The following is a 13,471-nucleotide window of genomic DNA, read 5'->3' on the forward strand; positions in this document are numbered from 1 at the left end:
AACACACCGGGGTGAATTGACCCAGGGCGGACTTAAGTCAGCACGCCACTGGCCCGGTAAGACTGCACCTGCTGCTCACTACAGCCTAGCAGTTCGCTGAGCACCCTGTCGGTGTCGCTGCCGGGGCGGGATGCCGGGGTCGGCACCGGCGGCACGCTGCGGCTGAACTTTGGCGCCGGTCCCGGTTGCAAATGGCCACCAACCTCGACAAAACTCTGCCGGGCCAAATTGTGGGGGTGATGGGGTGCTTCCGTCATGGACAACACCGGCGCAACGCAGGCATCGCAATCTTCCAACAGTTCGCACCACTCGTCCCGGCTGCGGGTTTTGAAGATCTCGGCCAGCCGGTCCTTGAGTTCGGGCCATTTCTCCTGGTTGTTCTGATCGCCGAAGAGGTCTTCACTCAGGCCCATTTTTTCTTTCAACAGCTGATAGAACTGGGGCTCAATGGGACCGATGGCCATGTATTTGCCATCGCGGGTTTCGTAGGTGTCGTAGAAGTGAGCGCCGGTGTCCAGAATGTTCACGCCGCGCTCGTCCTTCCAGCCAAAGTTGGCGTTATTGAAGAAGCTGTACACCATATTCATCAGCGAGGCGGCACCCTCTACCATGGACACATCCACCACCTGTCCCTGGCCGCTGCGACTGGCTTCCAACATCGCGGACACAACCCCGAAGGCCAAGTACATACCGCCGCCACCGAAGTCGCCCACCAGATTGATCGCCGGGGTCGGCTTCTCACCTGCCCGGCCGCTGGCGTGAAGGGCGCCAGACAGCGCAATGTAATTGATGTCGTGTCCGGCCAGATGGGCTTTGGGGCCAGTCTGCCCCCACCCGGTCATGCGCCCGTAGACCAGTTTGGGATTGCGCGCCTGACACACCTCGGGCCCCAAGCCCAGGCGCTCCATGACCCCGGGGCGAAAGCCTTCGATCAGCGCGTCGGCAGATTCGATCAACTGCAAAATCAACGCAATGCCTTCAGGCGACTTCAGGTTCACCGCAATCGACTTTTTGCCCCGCTCGCTAATGGCGTTATCGAAGGGCTTGCCTTCCGACACCGTTTTGCGGGTGATGGAGATCACCTCTGCCCCCATATCGGCAAACATCATGCCGGCGAAGGGGGCGGGGCCAAGGCCCTCAAACTCGATAATTCTAAAACCGTGTAATGGTCCCATGGGCTATTTTTCCTTTTATCTGTTGTTTTATCCCGGGAGGGGCAGTACATCTTCCCAGCGCCACCGCCCGAGTTTGCTTACAAGCAGCGAGGAGTTTGCGCAATTGTCGGTGAAGGGACAAGTCCAGAGATGCCAACACAGATTGCAAAGGGCCAGCGCCGCGACCTTTCCGGTTGGCGAAGCACCACAGGAATACGGCGGACGAGGCCACTAGCCGGCAACAATACCCGCCGCCGCGCAGGGTGTGGTTAGCGCCGGATGGTGCTGGTCAGGGTTTGAACAAAGTGAAGGGCCTCCGAGCCGAGGTCATCCCCGGCGGGCTTCTCACCAGCCATCACATTGCGCAATGAATCATGCATTGCCGCGCCCAGTAGCATCGCTGCCATCCAGGCCGCGGATTCCTGTCCGGCATCGATTGGGAGCAAGCGACGGCGAGTCAACGCCAGGGTTAATGCCGCGTGGGGATCAAAATTGCCCAGGCGCTTCACTTTTTCCGCATCGGCCGACATGCCGAGCAGAGTTGAAAACAGGGGGATCACTTCCAGGTAGTACAGGCGGGCCTGGGTATGCAGCGCCTCCAGCCAGGGACGGGTTTCGATTGAGCGGTCGTCAATGACCTTGCGCAACTGGTGAACGGCAGGGATACGCTCGTCCACCAGGCTGCGGAACAAGCCCGCTTTGTCGACAAAATTATTGAATACACTCGCCTCGGTGGTGCCAGCCTCTTGGGCCACATTGCGCGTGGTGAGCGCACGCACACCTTCCCGCTGAAGTAACTGCTGGGCCGCATCAAGAATACGTTCTCGAACCCTTGGCCGCGCCATACCTTTCTCCCCGTTGATTTTGGAAAATCAAAATTTGGGAACTCAGAACCGTCCCTGATCGCGCCGCCTTGCGCAGCGCACTACCACAATTCGCTAGTCATCCCTTACGCGTCGCCAGGTGGCCATAAACACTATCCCGACAAATCTGACGCCAGCGCTGAACCACTACTATGACGTTATTTTTGATAGCTGTGTCACCTTCAGGCTGATTTTTTGGAGTAGATCACACAGGCCACCAGAAAATCCCCCCTCCACAACCATCACCGAGTGGCGACCGTTCACCGCCATAGTCCGCGAGGTAGATGACAGATAAAACTGGCAATATGAACAATGAACAAACGTCGACTGCCACCTTCTAAGCCTCAGCAATACAACAAAAACCGGATGATGGACGCAACTATGGGACAACCGGCAAAGCAGGACTTGCCCGGGGCAACCGGCGACACACCACCCCGGCCCCGTCTGGCGCGGGCACTGCGCCCCCTTGTTCGCCTGGCGAAAATTGGGGTAAATCTCGCGGTGATCGGTGCGCTGCTGATTCTGGCAGCATGCAGCAGTACGCCAGAGGACGACGCAAAAGCCCGCAGTGAGGACGTAGCGGCCGAATACAGTCAGGCCAATGTCTTGCCACCAGAGCAGGCCACCGTGGTCGCCTACCCGGACAAAGAAGAAGAGATAGACGATCCGCTGATCGGCTTTAACCGGGCTATGTTTGCCTTCAACGATGTCAGCTATCGCTATGTGATGATCCCGATTGCCAAGGCCTACAATCACACCCTGCCCCAGCCAGTGCGCAGCGGCGTGTCCAATTTCTTTGCCAACATCAAATCGCCCATCTCCATTATCAACCATCTGTTGCAAGGCGAAGGCAGCAAGGCGGGCAACACCAGCCTGCGGTTTTTGATCAATACCACCGTTGGCATTGTCGGCATTTTCGACCCCGCTGAAGATTGGTGGGAAATTGAAGAGGACAACACCGGCTTTGCCGACACCCTGGAGCGACATGGCACCGGTCAGGGCGTATTTGTGGTACTGCCCTTTCTCGGTCCCTCAGACCTACGTGGCAGCACCGGCCTGGTTGCAGATTACTTTCTCAACCCCATCCCCTACCTCACCGAGCAGCCCGAAACCGCGATCATCATGGCAACCGATGCCATGCAAAACTTTTCTGACAAAGCCGAAGCCTACGAAAAAATCCGCGCCGAGGCAGAGGACCCCTATGTGTTTTTCCGCAATATGTATTTGCAGGGAAAACAGCGCGACAAGCAATTTCCCGCGATTGGCACTCGCAAAAAAGGCGATAGCGCCGGCCGGGACGACACCGAGCACACACCAAGGGAAGTCGCGCAGTGAAGTGGCTACTGAACCACCCCAAATTATGGGTCTTTATAATGCTGGTGCTCACGGTGGTGCTGGCCGATCAGAGCCGCCGGTTTGAAATTAACGCCTCGGCCGACACCCTGATATCTGAGGGAAATCGCGACTTCATTCGCAGCCAGAAGATCACTCAAAAATTTTCCCCGGAAGAGTTTTTGATCCTGGCCTACCAGCCAAAAGACGGCGATATTTTCTCGCGCCAAAGCCAGCGGGATGTCGCCGACATCAGCCGCCAAATCCGCGCCCTGCAACGGGTGCAATCAGTGCGCTCCATTCTGTCGGTGCCGCTGCTGCAGGCCGGCGAACAAGCCCTCAGCAGTGACACGCAACCGGATCAACTGACCCAGAGCAAACTCAACTTACCGCCCGCCCGTCTTCGGGCCATTTTTAAGGGCCACCCGGTTTACGAAGGTCTGTTGATTAATCCCGAGCAGACCATCAGCGGCATCCAGGTATTATTCAAGGCCGACCCTGAACTCAACCGAGTGCAGCGCGAATCACTCGCCCTGCAAGAGCAGCGCCTTGAAGGCGAGCTGACTCACGAGCAAAAAATCCAACTGCAGACCCTGGCCCTGAAGCAGTCGCGACTGGAGAAGACCCTGCGCGAACAGCGCGATAAAGAAATTGATGAGATCCGCGACATCATTGCTGGCTATGGTAGCCGCGCCGAAATATACATGGGCGGCCCCCATGTACTGGCATACCAGTTAATCAATATCGTTCAGAAAGACCTGAGCCTGTTCGGTACGGCAATCGCCCTGGTAATCGCCGCCTTAATCATGCTGATTTTCAAGCGCTGGCGTTGGCTGCTCATTACCGCCTGCTGCTGCAGTGCCAGTGTGCTGATCACCACGGGCTGCTTTGCCCTGGCCGGGCTGAAAGCGACGGTGATCTCCGCCAATTTTATCGCCCTGTTGCTGATACTCACTCTGGCAATTGTCATTCACCTCATTGTGCAATACCGGGAGGAGCTGGCAGCCGACACCGAAGCAAGCCAGTACGTGCTGGTCCAACGCACCCTGAAAAACAAACTGGCACCCTGCTTTTTTGCCGGGTTGACCACCTCAGTGGGTTTTGCCTCATTGCTGTTGAGTGACATCAAGCCCGTCTCGTCCTTCGGCTTGATGATGATGCTGGCAATGGTCATTACCCTGGTCAGCACCTTATTGCTGCTGCCCTCTCTGCTGATGCTGTTCCCCCGAGAGCAGTCGCGGGAATCCAGTCACTGGAGCCGGCGCCCCCTTACTGCCAGCGGCCGACTTAGCCTGCGCCGCAGCACGCCTGTTATCCTCTTCGGCGCCCTTCTCCTCGCCCTGAGTGTGGTTGGCAGTTTGCGCTTGAGCGTTGAAAACAGCTTTATCAATTACTTCAAAAAAGACACCGATGTCTATCGCGAGCTGGCTTTCATCGATCAGCATTTTGGCGGCTCGACTCCGCTGGATATTGTGTACCGCCCGGAGCGGCCAGCGGGACAACCCTCCCAACTCCCCCTGCGCGCCATTGAAGTACAAAACACCCATCGCATTCAGGATATGCTCGACGCGCAGACTGGCATGGGCACCACCTTATCGGTGGTCAATTTCACCAAGCTGGCCAAGCAACTCAACGGCAACCGCCCCCTCACCGAGTACGAACTGGCCGCGGTGTACTGGACCCTCGACAAATCGATCCGCAAGGACCTGCTCGGCAGTTTGTTTCTGCCTGACCCCGCCGAGCTGCGCATCAGTGCGCGGGTAAAGGACAGCACCGAAGGGCTGAACCGCAAGCAGCTGCTCGCCGATATTCGCCAGGGCATGGCAGAACTCGGCATCACCGAACAGCACTATCAAATCAGCAATCTATTTGTGCTGTATCAATCCATGCTGGAGCGGCTGTTCGCCTCGCAAATACTTACTCTGGGCGCCGTATTCGCGGTGTTGACCCTGGTCTTCTGGTTGGTATTTCGCTCCCTGCGCATCGCCCTGTTAGCTATGGTGCCGAATATGGTGGCGTCCCTGAGCATACTTGGTCTGATGGGCTGGCTGGGCATTCCGCTGGACTTTATGACCATGACCATTGCGGCCATCGCCATGGGTATTGCCGTGGATGACACCATCCACTACACCCATCGCTTTCTGGAAGAGCGCCGCCAACATTCTGTCGAGACGGCCATCGAGAACACCCATCAAAGCGTCGGCTATGCCCTTCTGTACACCTCCACCATCATCGCCTTGGGCTTTGCCCTGTTGATGGGCTCAGACTTTATCCCCAGCGTGATGTTTGGCTTGCTCACGGCGGCAGCGGTGATCATTGCCCTGATCGCTGACCTCACCCTGCTGCCCGCCCTGCTATCCCGCTTCGCCCCAAAAGGAAAACACGCGCCAGCTTGATGGTTAGTTCCAGATCCGGCACCGGCCCCTGACCGTTGCTCATCCGCCGTTGGCAGTGCAGGAAAGCAGGGGTTACACTGCCCTTGGCGCGATAATTCGGTCGCGCTGCTCAACTGGCCGCGTGAATTCAAGACAAGGACAGCGTCGGCAATAGACTATGGGGACAGCGCCGTGTCACTACTCATCGTTCTTCCTGCCCTGGCTGTGGCCATCCATATTTTGCTTGCCATTATTTTCTGGCGCAGCAAACCCGGGCGGCGCCTGCTGATTGCCCTACTGCTGATTGCGGTTTCTTATCCAGTGCAAATGTTTGGTGTGGTCGCGGGCTTGAGTGGTGAGACGCTGGTGGCCGGTCTGGTTCGTTTGTGTCTGTTTGCACCCGCGCTCTTCAGCGTGTTGAGTTTTCTGGTTTACGTACCAGCGCTGACCCGCAAGCCAGAGGCAACGCCACCCGCTGCAGGCGCTAGTCCTCGAGTTGAAGCGGAATAACCTTGTCGCCGCGGGTAATCTCGCCGCTGACCAGGACCGTGGCGCACAAGCCTCCCAAACCCATCATGGCCGCGAAGCCCCCCACGCCCAGCGCACTTTCCATACGCGAACAGGGGTGACAATAAGCCGTCGCCTCAAACACCGCCTCGCCAATGCAAAACTTGCGATAGCGCAGCGCGTTGAGGTTAATCCCGGACACCACCAGATTGCGCCTGAGTAGCGCGGGTTCAATTGCTGAAATTAAGGCATCTCCGGTGTTCGGTTCCGCCAGCGCCAACGAGGTTTGCGGCCGACTTGCCGCCATATGCTGGGCGATGCATTGGATAAATTCCCGGCTGATCAGGGTCACCTGTCGAGCTGAGCCACTGCGCCCGGCCATACGCCGGTCACCCTCCAAGCCCATCCCCGCAACGGCCCGGCAGTGCTCCACGGTTGTCATTGGCTGTTTGCGGGCCGGGCGCAGGCCGATCCAAAGAAGTTCGCCGTCGGGCAGATTTTCAAGGTATTTATCCGTCAGGCGGGGACGAACCATCGAACATCTTCTCCTGCTGGCCATGGGCATCGACGTTGCAGTCTTCGTTGTTTGTTTGCGATAGGGCGCGGCACTCAACGTTTGCCGTCCGATCACGGCGCCATATAGCCCGCCGCTGCCTGAATAATTCGCTGGGATGTGAGTGGCGACAGCCACACCGCCAGCACCGAGCGGCGCTGCCCAACAGCGGGAATGTCAGGCGCGGCGATCTGTGCCGCGTAGCCATTGCCTTTACGTGAGATAACATGACGCTGATGACTTAACACCACAAAATCGTGGCGCAGGGTTCTGCCGCGATTCTCTCCCGCTTGCACCTCGGTTTCCAGGCCCATGCCCAACACAGCCACATTCACGGCCAGGCGTTCATAAGCCGCCTTTTCGGTATCAAAACGCAGCGCCAATGGCTGGGTTTTGTCGGGCCAGCTAACGTGCAGAATACCAGGGCTGCCCTCGGTGGCGGGCAACCCAAGCTGCTGGCCAAACCACCCCCGCCACTCCTGACTGTTCACGACAAAGCCGGGGGTGTAGGGCTGGGACACTCGCCGCTCCGACACCCAATCCCGCTGCCGCTTTGAATAGGCGGGTTTGGCGAAGGGATCAGACCAACCGAGCATATCCCAGTAGTCAACATGAAAGGCCAGGGGTAGCAGCGATTCAAACAATCGCGGATCTTGTTTGAAGGACGCCAACCAGGCATCTGCCGGTGGACAACTGCTGCACCCCTCCGAGGTGTACAGCTCCACTACCAGCATGGGTGTGGCGGGACTTTTCAGCTCGAGCGCCAACACTGGTGATACCAGCACACTGGCAAACAGGCCAATCAATAAAGTTCTGCGCAATGGGGAACTCGGCTGCCGACTGCCATTTGCTCGGCGCGCTTTAATGCGCATCGTTTGCGCTATCCTGCTGCTGTACTTCACCCCGCCTCCACATAACTCCGCCGCTTTTCATCCCCGCTTTTCATCCCCCGTGTTTCGCACTACCCAGCGCAGCGCCGCCGCGTATGGGCAACATCGCCGAGCGTGTCGAATTACAAACGCTGAGACGAAAACGCCCCGAGTTTGTTACAAACCCGGGGCGCTCGACAGCCGCTTGGCAATTACTTGTTCAGGGCGCGCAGCATCCAGGCGGTTTTCTCATGGATGCGCATGCGGTCTGAGACCAGCGCAAGGGTCGATTCATCATCACCTTCCTGCGCCATTTTCAGCACCTCGCGGCAGGTTTTCACCACTTGCTCATGCCCCTTGGTCAGAATATCGACCATCGCCGCTGCTTCGGGCACACCATCCACTTCCTCAACGGCACTCAACTTGGCGAATTCTTTGTACGTGCCGGGCGCGGCAACGTCCAGCGTACGAATCCGCTCGGCGATATCGTCAACCGCCAGCGCCAGCTCGGTGTAATGCTCTTCGAACATCAAATGCAGCTCCCGAAACCGGGGACCAATCACATTCCAGTGAAAGTTGTGCGTCTGCAGGTACAGCGTGTAAGAGTCTGCCAGCAATCGCTTGAGGCCATGGGCGATCTGCTCGCGATTCTGTTCGCTAATACCAATGTCGATCTTCGTCATGAACCAACTCCTTTTCATCTGCCGAAAAACACGGTGGTTGAACTGTCCGACCGCGTTACCAATCTACCGTTCCCCTTTTGCTCTTAAAGACAGTGTCCTAACAGACCGTGCTGTTAATGACTGAGGAAACGGCGACGTAAACTGTAGGACTCATACTCTAGCAAAGCGCCGGATGATTGCTAAATAGAATTTGACGATGCCGATGATAGGCCAGATTTAACGAACCAGGCGGGCGACAGGATTAGGTTATGACACAAGGCTGTGAAGTTGCTCTCAGCACCGCAGGGCCTGCTGCCCTACCCTTACAAGCCCTAACGACACACTCGTCTGGCAAAGTCCGCCCGAGCGTCTTGGACAACTGCCGTATCCAGACAGACAAATTTGGCAGAAAAGACACAATTATCGGCCACATTGGCGACAATAACAGGTACATTGAAAAGCCAAGGAGATTGCTGAGGAAATGGACATGCCCAACCCTGCGTCCCCCACACCCAGCGCGTCACCCGCTCGCAGCCAAGCACGCAACCGGCTACTTCCGGTGCGCCTCTCACCTCGCGGTGTCGCACTGACAGGACTGTTTGGCGGTCTGTTACTGGCCCTGCTGCAAGCCTGCTCCACCGCGGTAGAAGAGGACACCGCCGCCGTGCAGCCCGGCTTCACCTCCTGCGAAACTCCCAGACCAGAAATGTGCACCCGGGAATTTCAACCGGTTTGCGGTCACATTGATACCGGCATTCGCTGCGTCACCACCCCTTGTCCCGCAACAGCGAGACACAAGACCTACGGCAATGCCTGCACCGCGTGTGCAGACAATAGCGTTATCGGCTTTGAACAGGGCAGTTGCGAAAGCTACGGTAAATAACGCCGATACGCGAAGCGCAGTTACCTTGATCGGGGCGTCCCTGCCCCTGCCATCAATCAGGCGATGATTAGCGCTCCAGAATTGCCGTAACACCCTGGCCGCCAGCGGCGCAAATGGAGATTAACCCGCGGCCGCTGCCTTTCTCCTCCAGCATTTTGGCCAGCGTCGCCACGATACGACCGCCGGTGGCGGCAAAGGGATGACCCGCTGCCAGGGAGCTGCCATTCACGTTCAGACGAGACAGATCAATCGCTCCCAGAGGCGCCTGCAATCCGAGTTTTTCACGGCAGTATTTTTCATCCTGCCACGCATCCAGGGTGGCCAGCACCTGGGCGGCAAACGCTTCGTGAATTTCGTAAAAATCGAAATCTTGCAGGGTTAATCCGACCTTTTCCAGCATGCGCGGCACAGCGTAGGCCGGCGCCAGCAAGAGGCCCTCTTTCTCGTCGTTGCTGCCCTTGCCAAAGAAATCCACCGCCGCTGTTTCCACAATGGTCAGGTAGGCCTTCACCGGCAGGTTATTCGCGGCGGCCCATTCCTCACTGGCCAGCAACACCGCCGAAGCGCCATCGGTCAGGGTGGAGGAATTCCCTGCGGTCAGGGTGCCCTTGCCGGAGGTTTTATCAAAGGCGGGTTTCAGATTGGCAAGCTTCTCCGCCGTGGTGTCTGGACGCAGAATGTTGTCCTTCGCCAGGCCGCCAAAGGGACTGACCAGATCATCGAAGAAACCGCGTTCGTAGGCCGCAGCCAAATGCTGATGACTCAGCGCCGCCAGCGCGTCTTGACGATCCCGGGCAATATTCCAGGCTTTGGCGGTCACTTCAGTGTGCTGCCCCATCGACATCCCGGTGCGAGGCTCACCATTGGCAGGAATGTTCACGCCGATGTGACCGGGGCGCAATTTCAGAAAGGCTTTAATGCGGTCACCGGTAGTCTTGGCCCGGTTGGCGTTGAGCAGCACTTTGCGCAACCCTTCGCTCACCCCGATGGGGGCATCAGAGGTGGTATCCACACCACCGGCAATACCCACTTCAATCTGTCCCAGGGCGATACTGTTGGCCACCACGTTCACCGCCTGCAGGCCAGTGCCACAGGCCTGCTGAATATCAAAACAGGGCGTATGGGGATGCAGGGTGGTGCCCAGCACGGCTTCCCGGGTCAGGTTGAAATCGCGGCTGTGCTTCATTACCGCGCCGGCGACCACGCTGCCTAACTGCTTGTCTTGCAGCTGATAACGCTGGCTGAGCCCTTCGATGGCCGCGGTCAGCATCTGCTGATTGCTGATACCAAAATAGGCGGTATTGGACCGGGCGAAGGGGATGCGGTTTCCGCCAATAATGGCGACGCGGCGAACGGTAGTGGCTGTGGATGACATAACGTCGACCTCAAAATTGAATGGACAATAACAACGGGTTGCGCCTGTTCAATCGCGTCCGGGCTTCCCGGTTAAGGCTGGGCAGTGTAACAAGGGTGCCCCGGGACACATTGGCTGATTCGACGGCCCGCCAGCACAAAGCTGTCAATTGGTTGACCGACAGTAGACGCTACAATGCGACCTTTCTGTCGGGTCGGCTATCCTGTAAACACAGCACGCCAGCGACTGACTCACGCGCTGAACTCACAGCGTGTGAGTCAATCAATTGCACACTGTGATGCTCGCTTGGTAACGTCGATCACCATGGAGAGCATAGACTAGCCCGACAATAACTGCAGTTCCATGAACCCTGGAGACAAGGCAATGACCGACCGCATCGAAGCGTTTATCAACTCTAAAGCCGGTAAGAAAATTCTCGGCGCCCTGGGTGTGGCGACGCCCGCCGAGTTGCGTCGCTACGACAGCAATGCAGACAGTTTTATCAGCGGCGATGTGATGATCGATGCGGGAGACAATGCCCACTTGCTCGGCCCCGTGGTGCGCAACCTCAGCGACAGCACGGCCAGCGTTCACTTCGGTCATCGGGCTAGCTCACTCACCGGACAAACGGGTGGCAGCAGTGCCGAGCGCTACCAGGCCCTGATCTTCGACGCCAGCGGCCTGACCAATAGCCTGGAGTTAATTCAGGCCTATACCTTTTTTAATCAGAACATTCGCAAACTCGCCGCCAGCGGTCGCATCATTCTGCTGGGTCGTCCCCACCTGGACGCGGCCGACGCCAGCGCTGCGGCAACCCAGCGCGCGCTGGAAGGCTTCAGCCGTTCGCTGGCAAAAGAGGTCGGCAAAAAAGGCGCAACGGCTCAACTGATCACCGTGGCTGAGGGCGGCGAAGAAAATATCGATTCCGGCCTGCGCTTTTTGCTGTCGGGGAAATCGGCCTATGTCGACGGCCAGGTGCTGCGAATCAGCGCTGCAAGCTGCCCGGAGCTGCCCGAATGGCACAAACCCCTGGCGGACAAGGTCGCGCTGGTCACCGGCGCCTCCCGGGGTATCGGTTTGGCCATTGCCCAAACCCTGGCCCGTGATGGCGCCACGGTATTGGGTGTCGATGTCGCGCCGATGGCCGCTGAGTTGAATCAAGCCATGGCGGCCATCAAAGGCGAAGCCCTGGTGGCCGACATTACCGCAGATAACGCCGCCGAGTTGATCGGCGAGCAGCTTCGCAAGATGGGTGGCGCGGATCTGATAGTGCACAACGCCGGGGTCACCCGGGACAAGACCATTGCCAATATGACCGAGCAGCAATGGCAGCTGACCCTGAATATCAATCTGGCGGCCGCTCAGCGAATCACCGACGCACTGCTCAGCGGTGGGGTGATCAACGACGGCGGCAGCATCGTAGGTGTCTCCTCCATGAACGGCATTGCCGGTCAGCGGGGGCAGACAAACTATGCGGCATCCAAAGCCGGGGTGATTGGCTACGTGGACTACATGTCCAAAGATCCGGCCCTGCTGGCCAAGGGAATCACCGTCAACGCGGTAGCGCCGGGCTTTATCGAAACCGCCATGACCGCCGCCGTGCCGCTGATGACGCGTATGTTTGGCCGTCGCTTGAACTCGCTTTCGCAGGGCGGTCTGCCCCTGGATGTGGCTGAAACAATCGCCCTGTTTGGCAACCCGGCCTCCAGAGCGATTAACGGCAACACCATTCGGGTGTGTGGTCAGGCCTGGATTGGCGCCTGATTAGAGCTGTTGCTTCTGTTGGCGGTACTCCACCGGTGTCAGCCCGGTCCAGCGCTTAAAGGCCCGATAAAAGGTGCTGGGTTCGGAAAAGCCGGTGAGGTACACCACGTCAGACACGCTTTCTTCGGTTCTGGCCAACAGGCGTTTTGCCAGAATGCAGCGATAATCGGCTAGTACCTGATTAAAGCTGGTACCCGCCTCGGTGAGGCGGGCGCGAAGAATTCGCTCGTTCATATTCAGCCGCTCGGCAATCCCTTCCAGGCTGGGTTGGCCCAACTCAAGAATCTCGGCGATGACCCGCTTTACTTCGGCAACAATATCCTGCCGCTCCAGCCGCTCCAGCTGCTTGCTGGCGAGCTTTTCGTGCAGTTTTAACAGATCGGGCTCGGCATGGCTCGACGGTGTTGCCAGAATATCACTGGCAAAGATCAGCGCCTGCTCCGGCGCATCAAAGATCACCGGGCAGCCAAAGCGGCGCTGGTACTCGTCTGCATCCCCCACCAACTGATGGCTAAACGTCACCTGCTCGGCGGCAAAAGCACCGTCGGTGACCGCTTGAAAATAGCGGATCAGAAAGCGGGCAAAACACTCATTGCGATGCCGCAGAAAGGGATCGTCTTCACCGGCAAAGTCCAGGCGAAGGCGGGAGCTGGGTTCACCCAGCTGCAGTTCGAACTGCATGGCATCAGTGACCAGACGCTGATAATTCTGGGCGCGCTTCAGGCCCTCACCAAAATTCGGGCTGCTTAAAAACAGGTACTCCAGCACCTGCCCCCGATACACCGGCACCACTTCAGCAATATGCAAACCGATATGGGGGTTACCACTGACTTCCTCCAGCACCCGCCAAAACCGCGCCTGGGCGGCATGGGGAAACCGGGCCGTGCGATCCTTCAATAACTCGGGGGAAATTCGGCATTCATCGACGATGCGCGCCACATCAAGTCCGAGCTTTTCCATGGCGGGGTAGACTAGTTGCACCAGAAAACTGGAATCACTCAAATCGGAAACGTCGGTTCTGCTCGTGTCATTCATTATGATTGGTTTCGTTACCCACTGCGCATTGGCCGCAAAAACGTCAATAAACTGCATCCTGGCAAATTCCACTGCCAGACTTATTTCCTATACTGGCATTAACAGTCCCGGCAGCACCCG

At 57.9% G+C, this 13,471-nt stretch carries 12 protein-coding genes; 5 read left to right on the forward strand and 7 right to left on the reverse strand.

All coding sequences use genetic code 11. The features are described 5' to 3' along the window. Positions 1-32: 32 nt before the first annotated feature. Both NCG89_RS03320 and NCG89_RS03325 read right to left on the reverse strand, forming a co-directional pair. On the reverse strand, positions 33-1,175 hold the full coding sequence (locus NCG89_RS03320) for a CaiB/BaiF CoA transferase family protein (RefSeq protein ID WP_251088353.1): 1,143 nt from the start codon (positions 1,173-1,175) through the stop codon (positions 33-35). A gap of 248 nt (positions 1,176-1,423) precedes the next feature. Beyond that, positions 1,424-1,999 carry a TetR/AcrR family transcriptional regulator gene (locus tag NCG89_RS03325; RefSeq protein WP_251088354.1) on the reverse strand — a complete coding sequence of 192 codons (576 nt, stop codon included), beginning with the start codon at positions 1,997-1,999 and terminating at the stop codon, positions 1,424-1,426. A 399-nt stretch (positions 2,000-2,398) separates the two neighbouring features. On the opposite strand from NCG89_RS03325, the gene NCG89_RS03330 reads away from it, so the two are divergent. The 3 genes from NCG89_RS03330 to NCG89_RS03340 all read left to right on the forward strand — a co-directional run bounded on the left by NCG89_RS03330 (position 2,399) and on the right by NCG89_RS03340 (position 6,234). After that, complete coding sequence (locus NCG89_RS03330) at positions 2,399-3,352, forward strand: MlaA family lipoprotein (protein ID WP_251088355.1); 954 nt, start codon at positions 2,399-2,401, stop codon at positions 3,350-3,352. 38 nt (positions 3,353-3,390) lie between these two features. Continuing rightward, a complete protein-coding gene (locus NCG89_RS03335) occupies positions 3,391-5,745 on the forward strand; it encodes an efflux RND transporter permease subunit (protein WP_251088356.1) in 2,355 nt (784 codons plus the stop codon). Positions 5,746-5,916: 171 nt separating this feature from the next. Further along, entirely contained in the window at positions 5,917-6,234 is a 318-nt protein-coding gene (locus NCG89_RS03340) for a hypothetical protein (RefSeq protein ID WP_251088357.1), read from the forward strand. Here NCG89_RS03340 and NCG89_RS03345 read toward each other — a convergent pair. The 3 genes from NCG89_RS03345 to NCG89_RS03355 all read right to left on the reverse strand — a co-directional run bounded on the left by NCG89_RS03345 (position 6,209) and on the right by NCG89_RS03355 (position 8,336). Beyond that, positions 6,209-6,766, reverse strand: a complete 558-nt coding sequence (locus NCG89_RS03345) for an MOSC domain-containing protein (protein ID WP_251088358.1) — start codon at positions 6,764-6,766, stop codon at positions 6,209-6,211. The genes NCG89_RS03340 and NCG89_RS03345 overlap by 26 nt on opposite strands. Before the next feature lie 92 nt (positions 6,767-6,858). Beyond that, positions 6,859-7,605 (reverse strand): DUF1223 domain-containing protein, encoded by a 747-nt coding sequence (locus NCG89_RS03350; protein WP_251088359.1) that lies wholly within the window; start codon positions 7,603-7,605, stop codon positions 6,859-6,861. Positions 7,606-7,865: 260 nt separating this feature from the next. Next, positions 7,866-8,336 (reverse strand): Dps family protein, encoded by a 471-nt coding sequence (locus NCG89_RS03355; RefSeq protein ID WP_251088360.1) that lies wholly within the window; start codon positions 8,334-8,336, stop codon positions 7,866-7,868. A gap of 466 nt (positions 8,337-8,802) precedes the next feature. Between NCG89_RS03355 and NCG89_RS03360 the strand changes: the two genes are divergently transcribed. Next, positions 8,803-9,198, forward strand: a complete 396-nt coding sequence (locus NCG89_RS03360; protein ID WP_251088361.1) for a hypothetical protein — start codon at positions 8,803-8,805, stop codon at positions 9,196-9,198. 67 nt (positions 9,199-9,265) lie between these two features. On the opposite strand, the gene NCG89_RS03365 is transcribed toward NCG89_RS03360, so the two are convergent. Continuing rightward, positions 9,266-10,573 carry an acetyl-CoA C-acetyltransferase gene (locus NCG89_RS03365; protein WP_251088362.1) on the reverse strand — a complete coding sequence of 436 codons (1,308 nt, stop codon included), beginning with the start codon at positions 10,571-10,573 and terminating at the stop codon, positions 9,266-9,268. A gap of 363 nt (positions 10,574-10,936) precedes the next feature. Between NCG89_RS03365 and NCG89_RS03370 the strand changes: the two genes are divergently transcribed. Continuing rightward, positions 10,937-12,316 (forward strand): 3-oxoacyl-ACP reductase, encoded by a 1,380-nt coding sequence (locus NCG89_RS03370; RefSeq protein ID WP_251088363.1) that lies wholly within the window; start codon positions 10,937-10,939, stop codon positions 12,314-12,316. On the opposite strand, the gene NCG89_RS03375 is transcribed toward NCG89_RS03370, so the two are convergent. Then, positions 12,317-13,351 carry an AraC family transcriptional regulator gene (locus tag NCG89_RS03375; protein WP_251088364.1) on the reverse strand — a complete coding sequence of 345 codons (1,035 nt, stop codon included), beginning with the start codon at positions 13,349-13,351 and terminating at the stop codon, positions 12,317-12,319. It abuts the gene before it with no gap. Positions 13,352-13,471 lie beyond the last annotated feature (120 nt).

Source organism: Spongiibacter taiwanensis (genome assembly GCF_023702635.1).
GTDB classification, from domain to species: domain Bacteria; phylum Pseudomonadota; class Gammaproteobacteria; order Pseudomonadales; family Spongiibacteraceae; genus Spongiibacter; species Spongiibacter taiwanensis.

Bases quoted from the DNA above. Each gene is read 5' to 3' on its own strand.
- NCG89_RS03370 (WP_251088363.1), top strand. From the start codon at position 10,937: ATGACCGACCGCATCGAAGCGTTTATCAACTCTAAAGCCGGTAAGAAA.
- NCG89_RS03320 (WP_251088353.1), bottom strand. From the start codon at position 1,175: ATGGGACCATTACACGGTTTTAGAATTATCGAGTTTGAGGGCCTTGGC.
- NCG89_RS03330 (WP_251088355.1), top strand. From the start codon at position 2,399: ATGGGACAACCGGCAAAGCAGGACTTGCCCGGGGCAACCGGCGACACA.
- NCG89_RS03360 (WP_251088361.1), top strand. From the start codon at position 8,803: ATGCCCAACCCTGCGTCCCCCACACCCAGCGCGTCACCCGCTCGCAGC.
- NCG89_RS03335 (WP_251088356.1), top strand. From the start codon at position 3,391: ATGCTGGTGCTCACGGTGGTGCTGGCCGATCAGAGCCGCCGGTTTGAA.
- NCG89_RS03375 (WP_251088364.1), bottom strand. From the start codon at position 13,351: ATGAATGACACGAGCAGAACCGACGTTTCCGATTTGAGTGATTCCAGT.
- NCG89_RS03345 (WP_251088358.1), bottom strand. From the start codon at position 6,766: ATGGTTCGTCCCCGCCTGACGGATAAATACCTTGAAAATCTGCCCGAC.
- NCG89_RS03325 (WP_251088354.1), bottom strand. From the start codon at position 1,999: ATGGCGCGGCCAAGGGTTCGAGAACGTATTCTTGATGCGGCCCAGCAG.
- NCG89_RS03365 (WP_251088362.1), bottom strand. From the start codon at position 10,573: ATGTCATCCACAGCCACTACCGTTCGCCGCGTCGCCATTATTGGCGGA.
- NCG89_RS03355 (WP_251088360.1), bottom strand. From the start codon at position 8,336: ATGACGAAGATCGACATTGGTATTAGCGAACAGAATCGCGAGCAGATC.